Annotated in this window: 10 protein-coding genes; 6 read left to right on the top strand and 4 right to left on the bottom strand. The window is 45.2% G+C overall.

The window, feature by feature from the left end:
• Positions 1–8: 8 nt before the first annotated feature.
• Positions 9–1,205 (bottom strand): tol-pal system protein YbgF, encoded by a 1,197-nt coding sequence (locus tag AAC052_RS06580; RefSeq protein ID WP_317488346.1) that lies wholly within the window; start codon positions 1,203–1,205, stop codon positions 9–11.
• A 105-nt stretch (positions 1,206–1,310) separates the two neighbouring features.
• On the opposite strand from AAC052_RS06580, the gene AAC052_RS06575 reads away from it, so the two are divergent.
• The gene (locus AAC052_RS06575) at positions 1,311–1,958 is read left to right on the top strand and encodes a hypothetical protein (protein ID WP_339811875.1); all 648 of its coding nucleotides are present in this window, start codon (positions 1,311–1,313) and stop codon (positions 1,956–1,958) included.
• Positions 1,959–1,964: 6 nt separating this feature from the next.
• Here AAC052_RS06575 and AAC052_RS06570 read toward each other — a convergent pair whose 3' ends face one another.
• Entirely contained in the window at positions 1,965–2,318 is a 354-nt protein-coding gene (locus tag AAC052_RS06570; RefSeq protein WP_152001124.1) for a DUF4260 domain-containing protein, read from the bottom strand.
• 220 nt (positions 2,319–2,538) lie between these two features.
• Between AAC052_RS06570 and AAC052_RS06565 the strand changes: the two genes are divergently transcribed.
• Together AAC052_RS06565 and AAC052_RS06560 are read left to right on the top strand one after the other, a co-directional pair.
• Positions 2,539–5,490: a DUF2723 domain-containing protein gene (locus AAC052_RS06565; RefSeq protein WP_339811872.1), complete on the top strand. Its 2,952-nt coding sequence runs from the start codon at positions 2,539–2,541 to the stop codon at positions 5,488–5,490.
• Between the two features lie 140 nt (positions 5,491–5,630).
• Positions 5,631–8,585, top strand: coding sequence for a DUF2723 domain-containing protein (locus tag AAC052_RS06560; protein WP_339811871.1), 2,955 nt, complete (start codon positions 5,631–5,633; stop codon positions 8,583–8,585).
• A gap of 28 nt (positions 8,586–8,613) precedes the next feature.
• Here AAC052_RS06560 and AAC052_RS06555 read toward each other — a convergent pair whose 3' ends face one another.
• A complete protein-coding gene (locus AAC052_RS06555) occupies positions 8,614–9,387 on the bottom strand; it encodes a methyltransferase domain-containing protein (protein ID WP_339811868.1) in 774 nt (257 codons plus the stop codon).
• Between the two features lie 113 nt (positions 9,388–9,500).
• Here AAC052_RS06555 and AAC052_RS06550 point away from each other — a divergent pair, with 113 nt between their 5' ends.
• Both AAC052_RS06550 and rlmB read left to right on the top strand, forming a co-directional pair.
• A complete protein-coding gene (locus AAC052_RS06550) occupies positions 9,501–10,715 on the top strand; it encodes a GWxTD domain-containing protein (protein ID WP_339811866.1) in 1,215 nt (404 codons plus the stop codon).
• 43 nt (positions 10,716–10,758) lie between these two features.
• Positions 10,759–11,535, top strand: a complete 777-nt coding sequence (rlmB, locus tag AAC052_RS06545; RefSeq protein ID WP_317488354.1) for a 23S rRNA (guanosine(2251)-2'-O)-methyltransferase RlmB — start codon at positions 10,759–10,761, stop codon at positions 11,533–11,535.
• Positions 11,536–11,579: 44 nt separating this feature from the next.
• Here the strand turns inward: rlmB and AAC052_RS06540 are convergent, their stop codons facing one another.
• Positions 11,580–12,668 (bottom strand): mannose-1-phosphate guanylyltransferase, encoded by a 1,089-nt coding sequence (locus AAC052_RS06540; protein WP_317488355.1) that lies wholly within the window; start codon positions 12,666–12,668, stop codon positions 11,580–11,582.
• A gap of 229 nt (positions 12,669–12,897) precedes the next feature.
• On the opposite strand from AAC052_RS06540, the gene recQ reads away from it, so the two are divergent.
• A complete protein-coding gene (recQ, locus tag AAC052_RS06535) occupies positions 12,898–15,081 on the top strand; it encodes a DNA helicase RecQ (protein ID WP_317488356.1) in 2,184 nt (727 codons plus the stop codon).
• Positions 15,082–15,084: the final 3 nt, after the last annotated feature.

Below are 15,084 nucleotides of genomic sequence, written 5' to 3'. Positions count from 1 at the left end.
TTTCTTATCTAATCCATCTCCTTCAAATTCTTTTTGGCCACTTCCCATGCACGGTCTTTTCTGCCTGCAAGGCGTTTGACTTCTTTGTAGTATTCCTTTGCCTCTTTTTGATTGTTTTCTTTTTCGGCTATTTCTCCAAGGGCCAACAGAGAATACAGGTTATAACCCATTTGCTGGGTTTCATTCTTGGAACTAAACCTTACTGCTTCTTTGTAGAACTTTTTGGCATTCGTATAGTCTTTTCTCGTTTGGTATATCTGGCCCAGAAAGAAAGCAGCATACCGGCCACTGTTTTCCTCGTAGCCATCGTATCTCTGATAATACTTATCGATGATCTCCAGAGAGGTTTTTTCGCAAAGCTGATAATCGCCAGTTCCGTACAAGAGCCGGGAATAGTATCGATGGAAGTATGGGTTGTCAGGAAACGTCTGATGCAAGTATTCGGCCACTTGCAAAGCTTCGTACATGTTTTTTCCTTCACTCGATAAAATCCGCATAAGGAAATACTGGGCCTCAGTGCGAGTATAAAAAGCGTTCCTGGCCACTTCTTTCAGCTGTTTAATTCCATCATCTTTATCTCCCTTATCGAAAAACAACATGATGGGCTTCAGCAAAGGATAGTTTTCAGGCACCCAAACAGAGTAATAGTTATACAAGGCGTCACCAAAAAGTATTTCAGGGCTGAGATCCTCCTGCCCACGACATTCCTCCAGATAAGCCAATGCATTCTTACCTGCTACAGCGGCCTTAGTCCATTTTTTTCTCTCGGAAAGCAATCGGCCCTGAAACGAATAAGTAGCAGACAGAAAAAAAGCGCCTTCGACCTTATTCACTTCCTTATAAAGCCGTTCGGAGAGGACCAGAGCGGTATCCATATAAGCATAAAACTTTTTATCGTATTGCTCATTTTCAATATTGGGCACAATTTTCCACCATTCGGACAGCCCCATCAAAAAATAAGGCAGCGGATGCCAACCATACTTTTGCTTCAGCCACCTGAATTGCTTCTCGGCTGTGGCAAAATGAAAGTTATACATATTGTTGAGGGCCTCGGTAGCGTCAAGCTGCACCTTGATGTCGTTAATGAGCAACTTACTGGCGACGTCCACAGTATCCGCCTTCACTTCTCCCACATTTATAGTTTGAGAAAATGAAAGGTCAGCAAAGCCGACTGACAACAATAAAGTGATAATGATAAACCTCATAGTTTGGTGGAGTGCCAAAAGTCTGCCAATTTTCAAATTGAATAATTAAGATAACAACGAATCAACGGCAAACCCGTTCTGTGAATTGTAAATTTTTCCATTGATATGCAACTTTCCAAAGAAAGACGACAAGAACTTCTCGACGAATGGTTTTCATTTGGCACGGGACAGCTGTTTGCTGTCATCTGCGTTGTCACGTTGATACTGCTTTTTATCAAAAAAAGTTTCATCGAAGGAGAGTTAGCCGCATTCGAGATTCTACAGGAGCGTGGTGAGATGGGATTTTTCCACGCCTTAAGTGCTGTGCAGTACCTCACGGTTCCACTCGTTTATGCCTGGAAGTTTACCGTTACGGCATTTATCCTCTATGTGGGCGGCTTTATGTTTGGCTACAAGCTTACTTTTAAAGACATGTGGCGGCTGGCTTTGGCAGCAGAACTTGTCTTTTTTATTCCCGAGCTTATTAAAATCGCCTGGTTTCTGGTGGTAAACACCGACCCTACTTATCAGGAAATTGGCGCTTTCTATCCGCTCTCCATGATGAACCTGTTCGATTTTGAGTCGTTGGCACCCCGCTGGCACTATCCTCTCAAGGCACTCAATCTCTTTGAGGTTGTGTACTGGATTGCGCTAGCCGCAGGTGTTTATGTCATCTCAGGGAAGCAGAGGAAAAACAGCATCATCATAGTGGCAACATCGTATGTGCTTTGGTTTTTTCTTTGGATTGGGTTCTACCTGATTATCTATAAGTAGTCGGAACTATTTTTTACCTATCCACCCGAGGTGGGTATGTTTGAAATCGTCAGCATACTTTAGGCCATAGCCAAAAACCCTGTCCATGGCGCTGTGACCAAATAATAGAAGCCCGGCGAACATCCATTCTGGCGATGAAATGACAAAGCCTGTTACAAAGCAAGCCACAGCTACCCCTTTATGATGTGCTAAGTTGTAAAAGACAGCACCAATTTTAGTGTTGAACAAATAGCCTATCATACTTACATCTGGTGCTAGCAGCCAGGCAAAGAACAGCCACCAGGCGTAGTCCAGATAAATCGTGCCGAAAAAAGCAGCAATAAACATCGCAGCTTCCTCAAGGTTAAGTAGTGATTTCATGCTTCACAGTTGTTTAAGTCTAATACCGGTTACTTTACGCCACATACGCATTAGTAAAGAGCAGGGTTTTTGGTGCAAAAATTATATAAAATGCAAAAAGGCAGTTCGTTACGAGAAGTATTTTGTCAAGGGTTGAAATAATATGAAAAGATACAAAATAGAGGCAACCCTGCGTTTGTAAACAGAGTCTTAAGCTTATATGTAAAACCAGCTTTTGAGCATGAAGAACTTTAAACTGATCAACAACCTGACCGGTTGGGCGGTATTTTTTGTTGCGCTCACAGTTTATGCCCTCACATTAGAACCGACGGCCAGTTTCTGGGACTGTGGGGAATTTATAGCTGCCAGCTACAAGTTGCAGATTCCACACCCTCCCGGACCACCGTTTTTTCTGCTGCTTGGTCGCTTTTTTACTTTTTTGGCGTTAGGCGACACCGAGCAGATCGCATTCTGGGTGAACATGATGAGCGCAGTAAGCAGCGCTCTGGCTGTAATGTTTCTTTACTGGAGCATCGTGCTACTGGCTTCCAAAATTATCAAGGCTGAGCTTCTTGACCTCCAGGCAAAAGATGCACTCGTGTTAATGGGTTCTGGGGTAACCGGATCGCTCGCTTTCGCCTTTTCCGACACCTTCTGGTTTTCTGCCGTTGAAGCAGAGGTTTACGCCATGTCCATGTTCTTCACTGCCATCGCTTTTTGGGCCATCCTCAGGTGGGACGCACTGGAAAATGCGTCTCTTTCCAACAAGTGGCTATTATTCATCGCCTACCTGATGGGCCTGTCCATTGGTGTGCACCCAATGAACCTGCTCACGATTCCATCTCTGGCACTCATCTATTATTTCAAGAATTACACTTTCTCCTGGAAAGGGCTGGCCGTTACAATTGTTTCGAGCGGGATAGGTATTCTGTTCGTCATGTTTGGATTCCGGGTCGGCGTGATGAGCCTCCTCACCAGATTCGAAATATTCTTCGTCAACTCCCTCCAACTTGGCTTTGGCAGCGGTGCCGCCTTCGGCATGGTCATTATTGCAGCAAGCATTCTGCTGGCAGTCTATTTTACGCAAAAAAAGGGACTGGTGGGGCTCAACACGCTTGCACTTTGCATTAGCTTTCTCATTATTGGCTATTCGTCGTTCGGAATTCTCACCATACGATCATCAAAAAATCCGCTAATTGACATGTGGAATCCGGAGAACCTGCCCAATTTTGTAGGCTATCTGGACATGAAGCAGTACGGAACCAGGCCTTTGTTGTACGGCAACTACTATGACGCAAAGCTGATTGATCAGCAACTTGGCGATCCGGTTTATCAAAAAGGTATCACTTCTTATGAGATAGAAGACTACGATTATCAACTTAACTACGACCCAGCAAGAACGACAATTCTGCCCAGGCTCTGGAGCCAAAGAGATCGGCATCCTGAAGCCTACCAGCAAATTTTAGGCTTGCAACCTGGCCAAAAACCGAATTTCGCAGACAATCTCAAATTCCTGTTCAGCTACCAGCTTGGCCACATGTACATGAGGTACTTTATGTGGAATTTCGCCGGCAGAGAAAGTGATCAGCAAGATGCTGGCTTCGTTGCTCTGACATCTTCTGTGGCTCCTTCAATGGAAGGGAACCATGCCAGAAACAGCTTTTTAATGCTGCCACTGGTACTCGGCTTAGTCGGTCTTTTTTTTAACTACAAAAAAAACCTGCAGTCTTTTTCAGTAATAGGTGTTCTATTCTTTATTACGGGAGTCGGGTTAGTACTCTACCTCAACTCACCCCCAGACGAGCCAAGAGAGAGGGATTACATCTATGTAGCATCTTTCTTTGCCTTCTGCATTTGGATTGGCCTTGGGGCATTTGCATTTCTCCGCCAGTCGCAACAGTTCTTTGCTGAGCGAAAATTGGCCCTCGCCATGGCCTGGTTTGCTACACTCATGGTGCCTGGCATCATGGTTATGCAGGGCTGGGATGACCACGATCGCTCCGGCAGGTACTACTCTGTTGACATGGCAAAAAATTACCTGACTGGATGTGAGCCAAATGGCATCCTATTTACCGGAGGCGACAACGATACTTACCCGCTGTGGTATGCGCAGGATGTGGAAGGCGTAAGAACCGATATGAGGGTAATTGTTGGCTCGCTCTTTAGTGCAGACTGGAATATTGACATGATGAAACGGAAAGCCTACGAATCAGAGCCCCTCCCTTTTTCTATTGATAAAACGCTTTATAAACAGGGTGGCCCAATCGACTATGTGCCAGTAGTGGAAAACCCAAACCTGAAGGGCGAAGCCATTAACCTTACTCAATACCTCAATCTGCTGAAGAAAAAACACCCGGCAATTATGGTGGAAACAAGGACAGGGTCAAGCCTCGCCTCGTTACCCTCAAAATTGATTCGACTGCCTGTTAGCAAAGAAGATGTGCTGGCGAGGCACCTGGTGCCCGACACGATGACCCAATATATTCCTGATTTTATCACTTTTGAAGTTACTGGAAATGGTCTTCAAAAAAGTGAAATCATGCTGCTCGACCTGATCGCCTCCAACAACTGGGAACGGCCCATTTACTTCACTCATACCGCCCTGAGTTTACTGCCGTTTGATCTCAATAAATATGTTGTGCAAGAAGGGATGACTTACAAATTGCTCCCTGTCGAAAATCCTGAGAGCGATAGCCATTTGATCAATAGCCATGTCATGTTTGCCAACATGACGGAGAATTACTCCTGGAGAAACCTCAACAATCCTGATGTCAATTATTCGTCGTATTACCAAAAGCAGCTGATGAGCCCCCGCCTGGGCTTCAACTTACTTGCCGAAGCACTCATGCTGGAAGGGAAAAATGACCAGGCGCTTGAGGCACTTCACAAAAGCCTCAATGCCATTCCCGATGACACCATTCCCTACGATCTCTCGGCCGTAGAAACAACCGGACTGCTCCTGGCACTCAACGACAGTGACACTGCGATAGCCATTGGGAAAACCCTGATCGAAAGGGCCGACAAAGAGCTCAGTTATTATTCTTCCGCTGTGAAGCAAGATGCTTTTGAGGTCAGAAAGAACCTGTTTGTGCTCGACAGACTCCAGCGGATACTGAAAGCCTACGGTTTTAATGAAGATGCATTGAAAACCGAAAGCATTTTCAGAAAGCATTACTCACATTTCGAGGGATAAAAATCTCCCAATTTGATTTAGAGGCTTGCTACCCTTTTAATTAGGTGGTAAGCCTTTTCTTCTCCCCCTCAATATTATAGGTATCCGTAAGGCAGATAGCTTATTAATTACTATTTTCGCCCGAATAAAAAATTAATAGAATGAATTATATAAAGGTGAATAACCTTACCGGTTGGTTCGTTTTTGCCATTGCCACCCTCGTTTATTGGCTAACTGTTGAGCCCACCGCCAGCTTCTGGGACTGTGGAGAATTTATAGCAGTTTCATATAAACTCGAAGTGCCTCACCCCCCAGGGGCTCCACTCTTTCTGTTGATAGGAAGATTCTTCAGCTTGTTCGCCCTCGGTGACGTGGAAAGGGTAGCCTATTGGATCAATATTTCGAGTGTGCTGAGCAGTGGATTTTCCATTCTTTTCCTTTTCTGGACAATCACAGCTCTTGCTAACAAGCTAATGGGGTTGAAGCCTGGCCAGGGCACCGACGATCAAAACTGGTCTATTATTGCAGCTGGTATTGTAGGCAGCCTTGCGTACACCTTTTCGGATTCCTTCTGGTTTTCGGCTGTTGAAGCCGAGGTTTATGCCATTTCATCCTTCTTTACCGCCTTTGTTGTGTGGGCCATCCTGAAGTGGGAGCAAATTGATGACGACAGGCACAGAAATCGTTGGTTCCTGCTACTTGCTTACACCGTTGGTCTATCTATCGGCATTCACCTTCTCAACCTTGTAGCCATTCCAGCCCTTGGCCTTATCGTGTACTTCAAGTATTACGAAGAGGTAACAACCAAGGGTGTATTGACAACCCTGGCAGTTAGTGGTGCCATCATCCTTATCATTATGGCCGGCGTCATCCCGGGCTTGCCAAGTCTCGCCTTCTCTTTCGAGCTTTTCTTTGTGAATTCGCTTGGCTTGCCATTTAAGTCTGGTATCATCGTTTTCGTTCTTCTTTTCCTCGGCGCTCTTATTTACGGAATCATTTATTCCGAGAAAAAAGAGAAGGTCATTCTGAACACCTCGCTGCTGGCTTTTGCTTTCATTCTGGTTGGCTATTCTTCCTACACGGTCGTTCTTATCAGGTCGAATTACAATCCTCCTATTGACGAGAACAACCCTGAAAACGTAAACACCTTTGTTTCCTACCTCAAAAGAGAGCAATATGGTGATCGGCCGCTTTTCTTTGGGCAGTACTTTACCACCGAGCTTCAGGAACAGAAAAAAGGAGCTCCTGTGTACGCTAAAGGCGAAACGGAATACGATATTATTGACTACAAAGTAGACGCTATCTACGACAAAACTGGCATGACCATCCTGCCAAGGATGTACAGCTCCACAGCGGAACATGCCAAGCGCTATAGAGAAATTACCGGTCTCAGGGCAGGACAAAAACCTACCTTTGGAGACAACCTGTACTTCATGTTCAAATATCAGCTCGGTCATATGTACATGAGGTACTTCATGTGGAATTTTGCCGGGCGTGAAAGCGATGTACAGGACGCCAGTTGGACTTCGCCTGCAGATGCCTTTAAGAAAGTGCCATGGGAGCTTGAAAATAACAAAGGACGAAATAACTATTTGTTCATCCCGCTTATTCTTGGCCTGATTGGTTTCTTCTATCAGTACAGAAAAGACCAAAAGAACTTTAGCGTTATGTTGTTGCTGTTCTTTTTAACAGGAGCTGCGCTAGTACTCTACCTCAACTCTCCGCCCTCGGAGCCAAGAGAAAGAGATTATATTTATGTTGGGTCGTTCTATGTCTTCTCGATCTGGATAGGCTTTGCAGTATTGGCCATGTACGATTTGTTCCAAAGGTTTATTGCCAATAAAAAAGTGGCTATTGCCACGTCTCTCATCATCTGCCTAAGCTGCCCGGCCATAATGGCCAGCGAAAACTGGGATGATCATGACAGGTCGGATCGCTATTTCTCTGTTGACACCGCCAGAAACTTCCTGGCGAGCTGCGCCCCTAATGCCATTCTCTTCACGGGTGGCGATAACGACACCTTCCCGCTTTGGTATGTGCAGGAGGTAGAAGGCTTCCGCACTGACGTTCGGGTGGTGGTGCTGAGCTATTTCAACACCGACTGGTACATCGATCAAATGATGAGACAGGCATACGAATCTGAGCCGTTCCCATTCTCACTGACCAGCAAAGACTACCGCCAGGGTGGGTTGAATGACTTCGTGGTGGTAATGGAAAGAGAGAACATCAAAGGCGCCATTAGCCTTGAGCAGTACATGAAGCTGGTGCGTGAAGGCAATCCTGCTCTCAGAGTGGCGACTTCGATAAGTGCCTACAACTCTATCCCTTCCAAGAGCGTGTACTTGAATGTTGACACCACTAGCGTGCTTTCAAAAGGAATCATACCTTCCACACTAGAAGATTATATGGTGCCCAGGATGGTGTTCAACATCAAAGACAGGGTACTGGAAAAGAAAGACCTGGCTATTCTGGATATCATTTTGACCAATAAATGGGAGCGCCCTATTTATTTCAACAACACTTCATTGGCCAGTGTCAACATCGACATCAGGCGTTATGCAGTGCAGGAAGGCAATGCTTACCGATTACTACCTGTTGAAAACCCTGACAACCAGGAAACTTTCGTCGATGTAGACATTATGTACGACAACATGATGAACAACTTCTACTGGAGAGGCTTGCAAGACCCAAGCATTTACTACACGGAAGATTACAGGAATTTCGTTCTTAACCACAGAGCAAGCTTCAATACACTAGCTGAATCTCTTCTGATGGTAGATGATACTGAAAGGGCAAAAAATGCGCTTCTCAAATCTCTTGAGGTAATGCCTGACTCGGTGGTTCCCTATGATCACTTTACTGTGAGAATGGTGAGCCTGTTGATGGAAGTAGGCGAGGAAGAAAAAGCCAAAGAGATAGCGGCAACAATGAGTGTAAGAGCTGATGAAATGCTCACTTACATGTTCGACAATTTAATTGCTGACTCCTTTACGGTGCAAAAGAACCTGATTGTACTCAATGAGCTAGCCAGGGTGTTCCGGGCCTATGAAGATCCTGAGCTGGGAAAAACCTACGAGGAACTCTTCCGAAAACACTACGGAATGATGAATAACTAATGAAAAGCCCCGTATTCCGGGGCTTTTTTTATTTTCTCAAAATCAGGAATAAATCAAGGGATGTATCGGCGTCATCCGAAACCAGATAGTCATCGTGAGAAATTGATGACACAAGACTGTCGGATGCCTTCTGCAGGTTATTCCGGTTAAACCTGTTCAGCAAATCATAGGGAATCCGAAGCATCCAGGCAGGCAATCGATACTGTAAATTGAGCACATCAAACCTGGTGATCCTTTTCACGGAAGCTCTGTTTTTCTCGTGATAGTCCATCACTTTCTCGCTTCCGGCAATTCCCTTCATTTCCACATCAGGAAAGTATTTTTTGGCTTTATCGGTTAATTCCTGTGCTGTGTACTCCCGAATATGCCATGGATTTCTGGTCAGTGTCAGCTTGATATTGGGCGTAGTGAGCAACGCCACGCCCCCGGACTTTAGCACCCTGGCCATTTCTTTCAGAAACAGCTCGTCATCCTTAATATGCTCTATTACCTGAAAGGTAACGATGCTATCGAACGCATTGTCTTCAAGGCCGCTAAATGGGGGAAATACAGCTTGCCTGAAATCACCCTTGGGGTTTTCTTTTTGAAGCTTTTCTACAATATCCCCGATTTTGTCGAGCGCAGTATATTTCTCAACAAGGGGCATGAGCTCTTTCACCCCACGTCCCTCGCCGCACCCAAGCTCCAGCATGTTTCCTCTCACATAGTCTTTCGCCACTATGTAGGGTTTCAAAAGTCGCTGGTGTATCGGATTGTCTGAAAGTATCTCTGCTGAGGTAATTTCCGTAGTATAAACTGCCATGAAGATTCAGTTCGGATTGCTTTTCGGCTTCAAAGTAAGATAAAATTATACTTTCGGTTCAAGTTTTTTAGTTACTTGGTTGTTATATGCTAAACATTCCCACGCATTTCAGTATGAACAAGGTTCAAAGCGCCCTATTTTGTTTATTTGTCATTGCCTTTTCGTTCGCAGGGCCTGACGTACACAGTCAGTCAATCAATAGTTTTAACCTTTCCTATACCTACAACCCTTCCGGGCCCATTCAATTCAAATATCGTTTGGTTAAGTCCGACCCGGGCTACAAAGTTTACTTTCAGCTGAATCTTCCTGCCTACGACACCATTGGCAATTACGAGTTGAACACTTTTTACCGAAGCTCATATTCGGACTCCTCTGCATTCAATGAGACAACCCACAATTGGGCTGATCTCACCGACGTTTCAGCCTATCCGCAGCTCGCAGGAAAGCTGGCTTTCATGCCCTCGGAAAGTCAAAATATTATTGTCTTTCACGTCAAAAGACCGAGCACGCAAAAATCTTTCTTTTTCGATGTAGCGCTGGAAGGCGACAACATGTTTACTCCTGATGGGATAACCCCTGTTGATAACAATGGAATGCCCGTCTTAAAGTCTTTTTTCAGCCCAAGAGATTCGCTCTCCCTGACGGCCGAAGATACGGCTCAGCTTTACGGATTTTACTACAATATGGATTTTGAAGAAGCCAGGCCACCCATGGTTATCGACACTATTTCCGGAGGCAAAACAATGGGAATTGATAGCTCATTCATGATGAGAGTGGGTTACTTTTCTGCAACCAAGCCGGGTCTTTACCTGTTTCAAACCGATTCCAGTTCCGGCTCAGCGCTGGCCATGCGCCTGGCACCTTTTTATTATCCCAAGTTCGTTTCAGTTGACGAAATCATTGGCACCCTTCGCTACATCAGTTCCAAAGAAGAGTATAACAAGCTGGTTTCGTCCAAAACCAGAAAGAAAGCGCTGGACAATTTCCTGCTGGACATTTCAGGCAGCCAGGACCGGGCAAAACGGATCATGCAGAACTATTTCACCCGAGTGGCTGAGGCGAACTTGTTGTTTACCGGATTTAAAGAAGGCTGGAAAACTGATGCAGGCATGATTTACATTATCTTTGGCCATCCTGATGTGGTCGAAAGAAACGATGTAGGAGAAGTTTGGACCTACCTCAAAATGGAGGACAAATCTGACCTTAAGTTTGAGTTTATGAGGGTCAAAAATATTTTCACCCCTGGCTACCTTACGCTAATTCGTAAGGACGATTATGACAGATATTGGTTTCGCTTCGTAGATTTGTGGCGCAAAGGAAGAATTTAAACTGTTCTTCGGCCTGCCGGGTCGCAGAACCAACAAGCATCAGGTGATAAGAAAATACCCTCAACAGCGAAGGCCCAACCCTTCCGATATGATTTATGGCACCCGGGCGGTGATAGAAGCCATCAAGGCCGACAAACAAATCGACAAAATTTTCATCCAGAAAAATGTTAAAAATGAGCTCACCAATGAGCTCATCAAGCTACTGATTGAAAACGGCATCGTTTTCCAGAATGTGCCCGGAGAAAAGCTTGACCGCCTAACTGGCAAAAACCACCAGGGTGTCATCGCCTTTGTCTCACCCATTGAGTTTGCCGACCTGCACAGGGTTGTATCGTTCATCTTCGACCAGGGCAAGGACGGCCTCATAGTGCTGATTGACCGGGTAACGGACGTGAGAAACTTTGGTGCCATTGTACGAACCGCCGAATCCGCCGGGGCCGACACGATTGTTATCCCTTCCAAAGGCAGCGCTCAAATCGGCAGTGATGCTGTGAAGACTTCAGCAGGAGCCCTTAACCATCTTCCCATTTGCAAAGTGAATGACTTCGAAGAGTCGGTCAAGTACCTCAAAGAGTCAGGCTTTCTCGTAGTGGCGTGCACAGAGAAAACTGATCAGCTATACTCAGACGCTGACCTTACCGGGCCTGTGGCGCTCATTATGGGTTCTGAAGAGGATGGTATTTCTGACAGCGTGCTTGAAATGGCTGATACGAAGGTGAAAATTCCTATGCAGGGCAAAATTGAATCGCTGAATGTTTCCGTGGCAGCCGGTATTTTTCTTTTTGAGGTGGTAAGACAAAGAATGGCAGCCTTGAAGTAGACTGCCATCCAAAAAATTTATAAAAAACTGCTTTGGCTGAGCGCTCAGAGGAGCTCCTCACCCTTCTTGTTTTTCACGTCGTTCACAAATTCCCTGAACTTCGCTTCCTGGTCTTTTTTCACTATCATTAGTACGTCCTCAAAATCAGCTACGAGGTAGCCTTCGAGGTCTTGTAGAATAACCAGCTTGTCCTTATCGGTTTTGATAATATTGCTGTGACTATCGTAAGGAAGTAACTCTGCACCCATAACGATGTTCTCGTTTTCCTCCTTTTTCAGGTTATCGTAGAGTGAGCCCCACGAGCCCAAATCCGACCAGGCAAAATCGCCCAGCACGACATAAACATCGTTTGCCTTTTCCATAATACCGTAGTCAATAGATATATTTCTACACTGCGTATAGGCCTTGTCAATATACTGCTGCTCGGTGTCGGTGTAATAATGCTCCATACCATCATCAAAGGCCTCAGCCATTTCGGGCAGGCTATTCTCATATTCCTTGATGATCGTAGAAGTCTTCCAAATAAAGATCCCCGCATTCCAGACAAAATCTCCGCTTTCCAGAAACTTCTTGGCCCATTCCAGCTCAGGCTTTTCCGTGAATGTTTTAACCTTCCTGGCTGCACCAAACTTTTCTTCAGAATACTGAATATAGCCATAGCCGGTTTCCGGCTTTGTTGGCTTAATGCCTATCGTAACCAGGTTGCCTTCCTTCTGAGCTGCGAATATGCCTTCCTCAACCGTAGCAATGAATTTGTCCTCATTAAAAATGGCATGGTCTGCCGGAGTGATTACCACCGTGGCGTCAGGGTTCTTTTTGTGAATTTTGTAGCACGCATACGCCACGCACGGAGCGGTATTTCTCCGGGCCGGTTCAAGCAGTATTTGATCCTGCTCAAGGTCAGGTAATTGTTCCTTCACTAATTCGGCGTATTGTTGATTAGTGACGATCAATATGTTATCTTTGCCCGCCGTTTGCAGGAACCGGTTGTAAGTCATTTGTAAAAGTGACTGACCAGTACCAAATATGTCAAGAAATTGTTTTGGGCGCTTGTTTCTGCTATAGGGCCAAAACCTACTCCCTACACCACCGGCCATAATTATTACAAAAGTTTGACTGCTTTTTCTGTCCATTACTTAGCTAAAACGTATTTCGTTGCAAATATAGGCTTTAAATACGGTCAGCAAAGGTCGTGGAATCATTAAAGAGCATAATGACGCTGTTATAAAACGATTATGAATGACGCCCATCACACCTTATCACTGATATTTGGAAAGTGAGCGTGTCATTTGAATTAAAATTAGTATATTCAATTGCTCAGCTAACTGTGTGTAAAAGCTGAAAAAGAAATTGCAGAGCCATATGATTGCGAGCCTGGAGGAACAATTAAAAGATAAGTTAAAAGAAGTTTTTGGGTACAGCAGCTTTCGAGGCACCCAGGAAGCGATCATCAAAAATATACTTGACGGACGGAATACCTTCGTCATCATGCCAACCGGTGCGGGCAAGTCGCTTTGTTACCAGCTGCCAGCACTGATCCTTGATGGTGCGGCCATTGTTATCTCACCTCTTATTGCCCTGATGAAGAATCAGGTCGATCAATTGAATGCGGTGGGTGTCAATGCCCAGTTCCTCAACTCTACGTTGACCAAGACGGAAATGAACAGGGTAAAGAGAGAGACCCTGAGCGGAGAGGTGCAGCTACTTTATGTGGCACCTGAATCTCTTACCAAAGAAGAAAATATTGAGTTCCTCAAAAAAGCAAACATTTCTTTTGCGGCAATTGACGAGGCTCATTGTATCTCGGAGTGGGGCCATGACTTCAGGCCTGAGTACCGGAGAATCAAGCAGATTCTGGCCCAAATCAGCAACATGCCCGTGATTGCACTGACCGCTACTGCTACTCCGAAGGTGCAAATTGATATTCAGAAGAACCTGCAAATGGAAGAGGCCGACATTTTTAAGTCTTCTTTCAACAGAGAAAATCTATACTACGAGGTCCGCCCCAAGCAGCACACCAAAAAGCAACTGGTAAAGTTCGTAAAGTCTCAGAAAGGCAAATCTGGGATTGTGTACTGCCTGAGCCGAAAGAAAGTTGAAGAAATAGCCAACTTGCTGCAGGTAAATGATGTGAAAGCTGCTCCTTATCACGCCGGCCTTGATGCTGCGGTACGAATAAAGAATCAAGACGACTTCCTGAACGAAGAAGTAGATGTCATTGTGGCAACCATTGCTTTCGGTATGGGCATCGATAAGCCAGATGTTCGCTTTGTTGTGCATTACGACACTCCAAAATCATTGGAAGGATACTATCAGGAAACTGGTCGTGCCGGAAGAGATGGTCTGGAGGGTAACTGTATCATGTTCTACAGTTACAACGACATCATCAAGCTTGAAAAATTCAATAAGGACAAAACTGTTACTGAAAGAGACAACGCCAGAGTGCTGCTTGACGAAATGGTTTCCTACGCTGAGTCATCACTCTGTAGAAGAAAGCAGTTGCTACACTACTTTGGCGAAAGCTACGAGCATGATTGCAACTTTTGTGACAACTGCCTTAAGCCAAGAGAGAAGTTCGACGGCGAAGAGTATGTTCAATGGGTGCTCAGAGCCGCAATGGAAACGGGCGAAAGGTTTAACCTGGCACACCTCGTAGATGTGGTGAAAGGCACGCCCTCGCAATACGTTAAAAGTTACGGGCATGATGCTTTGTCCATTTTTGGCAAAGGAAAAGAGCTGGAAGAAAGCCTCATCAAGTCGGTAGTGCGTCAGTCTCTGTTGCTGGAGTTTCTTGAGAAAGACATTGAAAATATTGGTGTGTTGAAAGTAACCGCCAAAGGCAAGGACTTTATTGTGGACCCTTTTGCGATCAAGCTCTCAAAAGACCACGAATATGACGTGGAAGTGACCGAGGAAGAAGAAGACGCAGAAAAAGTGCCTACCACAACCAAGGCCTACGACGAAGCACTCTTCGAAATGCTTAGAAATCTTCGAAAGAAGGTGGCCAAGCAAATGGACTTGCCTCCATATGTCGTTTTTCAGGATCCTTCCCTTGAGGAAATGGCCACCATCTACCCTACTACCAAAGATGAGCTAGCTCAGATCAACGGTGTCGGCATGGGCAAGGTGGCAAAATTTGGTAAGCCTTTTCTCGAGACTATTGCCAAATACGTTGAGGAAAATGACATTGAAACTGCCTCTGATGTAGTGGTTAAGTCGGCGGGACAGAAGTCGAAAATCAAGATCTTCATCATACAGCAAATTGACCGCAAGGTGGATTTGGAGGAGATTGCCGAAGCCAAAAGCATGGCCATGGAAGAGATCATCAACGAAATTGAACACATCTGCTATTCAGGCACCAAGCTCAACCTTGAATACTATATCGATCAGGTACTGGACGAAGACAGGCAAGATGAAATCATCGACTATTTTATGAATGCTGAAACAGACAGCATTGCAGTTGCACTGGAAGAACTGGGCGACGACTATTCGGAGGAAGAGCTAAGACTTGTCCGTATAAAATTCCTGTCAGAATACGCCAATTAATTG

Origin of the sequence: uncultured Imperialibacter sp. (assembly GCF_963974565.1) — a bacterium.
GTDB lineage: Bacteria > Bacteroidota > Bacteroidia > Cytophagales > Cyclobacteriaceae > Imperialibacter > Imperialibacter roseus.
This window is presented reverse-complemented; position numbering and strand designations above follow the sequence as displayed.